Source organism: Polynucleobacter sp. P1-05-14 (assembly GCF_018881675.1).
Lineage (GTDB): Bacteria > Pseudomonadota > Gammaproteobacteria > Burkholderiales > Burkholderiaceae > Polynucleobacter.
In genome coordinates this window covers 23,662-30,105 of the sequence record NZ_JACVPV010000012.1, presented here as the reverse complement: position 1 = coordinate 30,105, position 6,444 = coordinate 23,662, and the positions used below count along the sequence as shown (strand labels likewise).

Here is a 6,444-nt window from a genome sequence, read left to right as displayed (position 1 = left end):
CCGATAAGGAGCTTAGAATGATCCAAGACCGTTTAAACAACCGACCTAGAAAACGATTAGGGTTTAAAACCCCCAATGAAGTATTTATGCAGTCCTTAAACCGTGTTGCACTTCGTGTTTGAATCTACGAGATTATAAAAATTACAAATTTGCTATTGAGGATTTCGAGTAATGACAACAGGATACATAACTCATCCAGACTTTCTGAAACATGAGATGGGAAGCCATCATCCAGAGTGTCCAGAGAGAATTCAGGCGATTAATGATCAGCTGATTCGCAGCGGTGTTGATCAATTTTTGCATCATTTAGATGCGCCATTGGCAACCGAAGACCAATTGGAATTGGTCCATAGTCCTGACCACGTTTCTTTTGTTCGGGATCGTGCCCCAGAGAGTGGGTATTTCATGCTCGATGGTGACACCATCATGAATCCTCATACTTATCGAGCATCACTCAGAGCGGCAGGCGCTGCTATTGCAGGCGTAGATGCTGTGATGAAGGGTGAGGTTGAGAACGTATTTTGTGCCGTAAGACCGCCAGGACATCATGCGGAGCCAACGCGTTCTATGGGTTTTTGTTTATTTGATAACGTGGCGATTGCTGCGCGATATGCAATGGAAACATACGGCATTGAGCGTGTCGCCATCATTGATTTTGATGTCCATCATGGCAACGGTACTGAAGCTGCTTTTTTCAATGACCCTAATGTCTTGATGTGTAGCTTCTTCCAGCACCCTTTTTATCCATACAGCGGCCTTGATCATGCTAACAATATGGTGAATGTGCCTTTGCCTGCGGCGACTCGAGGCGATGTGGTGCGCTCCATTGTGGAGGAGCAATGGTTGCCTGCTTTGCATAACTTTGAGCCTGAGCTCGTGATTATTTCAGCAGGGTTTGATGCTCATCGCGAGGATGATTTGGGTCAGATGGGCTTGGTAGAGGACGACTATGTCTGGATTACCAAACGTTTAAAAGAAATTGCTAGCGACTATGCGCAGGGACGCATTGTGAGTTGCTTAGAGGGTGGTTATAACCTCTCGGCATTAGGCCGCAGCGTAGTGGCTCACATCAAGGCGCTTGCAGATATTTAATGAAGAATTTAGTAAAACAGAAATAGAAAGCTGAAGATGGCAAATATTTATGAACAAGGTTTGGCTCGTAATCCAGCTAACCACACCCCAATTACTCCGCTCTTATTTTTAGAGCGCTCCGCAGAAATTTACCCCAATAAAACTGCCGTTATTCATGGGAAGTTGCGTCAGACTTGGGGGCAAACTTATGAGCGTTGCCGTCGCTTGGCTAGTGCTTTGCAAAAACACGGTATTGGCTTGGGCGATACGGTGGCAGTGATGTTGCCTAACACCCCTCCAATGGTAGAGGCCCACTTTGGTATTCCGATGGCGGGTGCAGTTTTGAATGCTCTCAATACTCGTTTAGACGCAGAGACAGTGGCTTTTATGTTGAATCATGGCGAAGCAAAGGTAGTTATTGTTGACCCTGAATTTTCAGGGGTGATGAAAAAAGCGCTTGAGATTGCCAAGAAAGATTCTGGTCGTGATTTCTTGGTAATCGATGTCGAAGAAAAAGAATTTGATGTGCCGGGCGAGAAATTGGGAGCGCTCACTTATGAGAAATTACTCTCCGAAGGGGATCCAAATTTTGCATGGCAAGTTCCCGCAGATGAGTGGCAAGCGATTTGCTTGAATTACACATCAGGAACTACTGGTAACCCTAAGGGTGTGGTGTATCACCATCGTGGCGCTGCAATAAATGCCGTTTCCAATGTGCTGGACTGGGATATTAATAAGCATCCCATCTACCTCTGGACTTTACCAATGTTCCATTGCAATGGTTGGTGCTTTCCATGGACTATCGCTGCTCGCGCTGGTGTCAACGTCTGCTTGCGTCGGGTTGATGCGCAACATATTTTTGCGGCAATTAAAGAGCATGGTGTGACCCACTACTGCGCAGCACCTATCGTGCATAACTTGTTGGTCAATGCGCCGGATGAGCTGAAGGTGGGAGTGCCCACAGGAGTTAAAGGCTTGATCGCCGGTGCCGCACCACCTGCATCGATTATTGAGGGTATGGAAAAGTTAGGATTTGATTTAACGCACGTCTATGGTTTGACTGAAACCTATGGGCCAGCAGCTGTGTGCGTTAAACAAGACGAGTGGAATAATGTTGATATCGGTGAGCGTGCTCGTTTAAATGCACGCCAAGGTGTGCGTTATCACATGCAACAGGCAATTGCTGTTCTTGATCCAGAAACCATGCAGGCGGTTCCAGCAGATGGTGAAACCATGGGTGAAATTATGTTCAAGGGCAATATCGCGATGAAGGGCTACCTAAAAAACGAAAAGGCAACTCAAGAAGCTTTTGAAGGCGGCTGGTTCCACTCAGGTGACTTAGCAGTAATGAATCCAGATGGCTATGTGAAGATGAAGGACCGCAGTAAAGACATCATTATTTCTGGAGGTGAAAATATTTCCTCTGTAGAGGTTGAGGATGTACTCTATCGACACCCAGCTATTAACGCTGCTGCGGTGGTTGCTAAGCCTGATCCTAAATGGGGTGAAACGCCTTGCGCCTTCTTGGAAATCAAACCTGGTTCAGAGGTGACTGCCGAGGAGATTATTGCCCACTGTAAAAAGCATTTAGCAGGCTTTAAGGTTCCGAGAGCTATTGTCTTCTGTGAACTACCAAAGACCTCGACTGGCAAGATTCAGAAGTTTGAGCTTCGGAAACAGGCGGGTTCAGCTACCGCAATTGATGTTTAATTTGGCAAATATTCAGGTAAAATAAAACGATCGTGCTTTTTATTGAGGGTTTATCCTCGATTTATATATTATTGGAGAGGTTTGAGGGATGAAAGTCTTAGTGGCTGTAAAACGCGTTGTTGATTACAACGTCAAAATTCGGGTGAAATCAGACAACTCTGGGGTTGATTTAGCAAACGTCAAAATGAGTATGAATCCCTTTGATGAAATCGCAGTAGAGGAGGCGGTACGCTTGAAAGAGGCGGGTGTGGCCAGTGAGGTGGTAGTGGTTAGTGCTGGTGCAACCCAGTGTCAAGAAACTCTCCGTACTGCATTAGCAATTGGCGCGGATCGCGCCATCCTGGTTGAGACAGATGCAGAGCTACAACCTTTAGCAGTAGCGAAGATTCTCAAGGCGCTCTCTGATAAAGAGCAAGCGCAAATCATCATTCTCGGTAAGCAAGCAATTGACGATGACAGCAATCAAACCGGTCAGATGCTGGCAAGCTTGTTGGATATTCCTCAAGCTACCTTTGCCTCCAAAGTAGTGGTTGCAGACGGCAAGGCCACTGTAACTCGCGAAGTTGATGGTGGTTTAGAAACTATTGCACTATCTTTGCCGGCAGTGATTACCACTGACTTGCGTTTGAATGAACCACGCTATGTCACTTTGCCGAACATCATGAAGGCCAAGAAGAAAACGATTGATATCGTGAAGCCTGAAGAATTGGGTGTCGATATTGCCCCACGCCTGAAAACACTTAAAGTAGAGGAGCCGCCAAAGCGTTCTGCTGGCGTGATGGTTGCTGATGTAGCAGCTCTTGTAGAAAAACTCAAAAATGAAGCGAAGGTGATCTAAATGGCCGCACTTGTTATTGCTGAACACGACAATCAATCATTAAAAGCGGCAACCTTAAATGCCGTCGCAGCTGCTTTGCAGTGCTCTCCTGAGGTGGACGTTCTCGTTGCTGGTAGCAGTGCTGATGCTGCCGCAGCTGCCGCAGCTCAAATTGCTGGTGTACGCAAAGTCATTCAAATTGATGCCGCTAATTTGGCTGATCAATTGGCTGAACCTTTGGCTGCGCAGATCCTCTCCATTGCAAATGGCTACAGTCATATCCTCGCTCCTGCAACTGCTAATGGTAAGAATGTATTGCCACGCGTTGCTGCTAAGTTAGATATGGCTCAATTGTCCGACATTACTAAAGTCATCTCTGCAGATACTTTTGAGCGTCCGATCTACGCAGGCAATGCAATTGCTACCGTGCAATCTGCTGATCCTGTAAAAGTCATTACTGTCCGTACAACGGGTTTTGATCCAGTAACTGCCACTGGCGGTTCTGCAGCAGTTGAGAAACAAGCTGCCGCTGAATCTGCTGGCAAATCTTCCTTTGTTGGCCGTGAGTTGACTAAATCGGATCGCCCAGAATTGACCGCCGCCAAGATTATTGTTTCTGGTGGTCGCGGTTTAGGTTCCGGTGAAAAGTATCAGGAGCTCATTGCACCTTTGGCTGACAAGCTCGGTGCTGCTTTGGGCGCATCCCGTGCAGCGGTGGATGCGGGTTACGTTCCCAATGATTACCAAGTGGGCCAGACCGGCAAGATTGTTGCTCCTCAGCTTTACATTGCTGTAGGTATCTCAGGGGCTATTCAGCATTTGGCTGGCATGAAAGATTCCAAAGTGATCGTCGCAATCAATAAAGATCCAGAGGCGCCAATATTTGGTGTTGCTGATTATGGCTTGGTTGCGGATTTGAATACTGCCGTGCCTGAATTAACAAAAGCACTTGGTTGAATCGTAGATTAGTTAAGTAACAAACTGAATAAAGAGGAGTTGTAATGTCATACGTAGCCCCAGTGAAAGACATGCTGTTTGTAATGAATGAATTAGCTGGGCTTTCGGATGTCGTTGCCTATCCTGCTTATGCTGATGCGGGTGCAGATGTAGATTTAGCCCCTGCGATCTTGGAAGAGTCGGCCAAATTTAATCAAGATGTAGTGGCGCCCCTTAACTGGGCTGGTGATCAAAACCCAAGTTCCTTAAGAGATGGTGTAGTGACAACCACCCCTGGTTTCAAACAGGCTTTTGAGCAATACGCCGCTGCTGGCTGGCAAGGCGTCATTCATCCGGCAGAGTTTGGCGGTCAAGGCTTGCCAAAATTGATCTCCACTGCTTGTTTGGAGATGGTGAATGCAGCCAATCTTTCTTTTGCACTCTGCCCATTACTTACCGATGGTGCTATTGAAGCTCTCTTAACTGCTGCTAGCCCAGAACTTCAGGAGCAATATGTTCCAAAGATGATTTCTGGTGAGTGGACTGGAACAATGAATTTGACTGAGCCGCAAGCTGGCTCTGATCTTGCGATGGTTCGCTCACGCGCTGTTCCAGAGGGCGATGGTACGTACAAGATTTTTGGTACCAAAATCTATATCACCTATGGTGAGCACGATATGGCTAAGAATATTATCCATTTGGTGTTAGCCAGAACACCTGATGCGCCAGAGGGCGTAAAGGGTATTTCATTATTTGTAGTGCCGAAGTTTATGGTGAATAAAGATGGTTCATTAGGTGAGCGTAATGATGTACATTGTGTTTCGATTGAGCATAAGTTAGGCATTAAAGCGAGCCCGACTGCCGTTCTGCAATTTGGCGATCATGGTGGCGCAATCGGCTACTTAGTTGGCGAGGAAAATCGCGGTCTTGAATATATGTTCGTGATGATGAATGCAGCTCGCTTTGCAGTAGGTATGCAAGGTGTAGCGGTGGCGGAGCGTGCCTATCAAAAGGCAGTTCAATATGCAAAAGATCGTGTACAGAGTCGTGACTTAGCTGGCTCACCAGGCCCAGTTGCAATTATTCATCAGCCGGATGTAAAGCGTATGCTCATGACTATGCGCGCCTACACAGAAGCCTCACGTGCATTAGCCTACTACGCTGCTTCTGCTTATGACGCTCAGCATGCTGCTCCAGATGAGGCAGTGCGTAAAGTCAATCAAGCTATCTATGAATTCCTAGTGCCAATTGTCAAAGGTTTCTCAACAGAAATGTCGATTGAAGTGGCTAGTCTGGGGGTTCAAGTGCATGGTGGTATGGGCTTTATCGAAGAAACTGGCGCAGCGCAGTATTACCGTGATGCCCGCATCTTGACGATTTACGAAGGCACTACTGCAATTCAGGCGAATGACTTAGTTGGTAGAAAAACAGTACGTGATGGTGGGGCGATTGCCAAAGAGCTTTCCCAAAGAATTGCTGCTACTGAAAAAGATTTAGCTGCCAGTGGAAGTGCTGATGCTAAAGCGGTTCTCAAGCAACTCACTTTGGCACGCGTGGCCTTCGAACAAGCAGTTGCATACATTGTTGCGAATGCAAAGACGGACATCAAGGCTGTCTATGCCGGTAGCTTTGCTTACTTACGCTTATCTGGCTTGGTATTGGGCGGCTGGCAAATGGCGAGAGCACTGTTGGCTTCTGAGCGTTTGCGTGATGATGATCCAAAATTCTATGGCGCGAAGATTGCTACTGCCCGTTTCTTTGCTGAGAATCTCATGCCTCAAGCACAAGCTCTGGCAACTTCGATTGTTGAAAGCGGTCACTCTACCAATGCCCTAGAAGTAGAGCAGTTCTAAAGGGGCGCAAAAGAGAATAAAAAAACCGCTCTTAAGAGCGGCTCTTGCAAAATGAAA

At 46.8% G+C, this 6,444-nt stretch carries 5 protein-coding genes and 1 pseudogene; all 6 read left to right on the top strand.

Going from position 1 to position 6,444, the window contains the following annotated elements:
* Positions 1–122, top strand: a pseudogene (locus ICN37_RS11570) (IS30 family transposase); the annotation flags it as partial.
* A 49-nt stretch (positions 123–171) separates the two neighbouring features.
* Positions 172–1,092, top strand: coding sequence for a histone deacetylase family protein (locus ICN37_RS07385; protein WP_216156200.1), 921 nt, complete (start codon positions 172–174; stop codon positions 1,090–1,092).
* Between the two features lie 36 nt (positions 1,093–1,128).
* A complete protein-coding gene (locus tag ICN37_RS07380; RefSeq protein WP_216156197.1) occupies positions 1,129–2,781 on the top strand; it encodes an acyl-CoA synthetase in 1,653 nt (550 codons plus the stop codon).
* Between the two features lie 88 nt (positions 2,782–2,869).
* Positions 2,870–3,619, top strand: coding sequence for an electron transfer flavoprotein subunit beta/FixA family protein (locus tag ICN37_RS07375; RefSeq protein ID WP_216156194.1), 750 nt, complete (start codon positions 2,870–2,872; stop codon positions 3,617–3,619).
* On the top strand, positions 3,620–4,555 hold the full coding sequence (locus tag ICN37_RS07370) for an electron transfer flavoprotein subunit alpha/FixB family protein (RefSeq protein WP_215320545.1): 936 nt from the start codon (positions 3,620–3,622) through the stop codon (positions 4,553–4,555).
* A gap of 44 nt (positions 4,556–4,599) precedes the next feature.
* Complete coding sequence (locus tag ICN37_RS07365; RefSeq protein ID WP_216156191.1) at positions 4,600–6,387, top strand: acyl-CoA dehydrogenase; 1,788 nt, start codon at positions 4,600–4,602, stop codon at positions 6,385–6,387.
* Positions 6,388–6,444 lie beyond the last annotated feature (57 nt).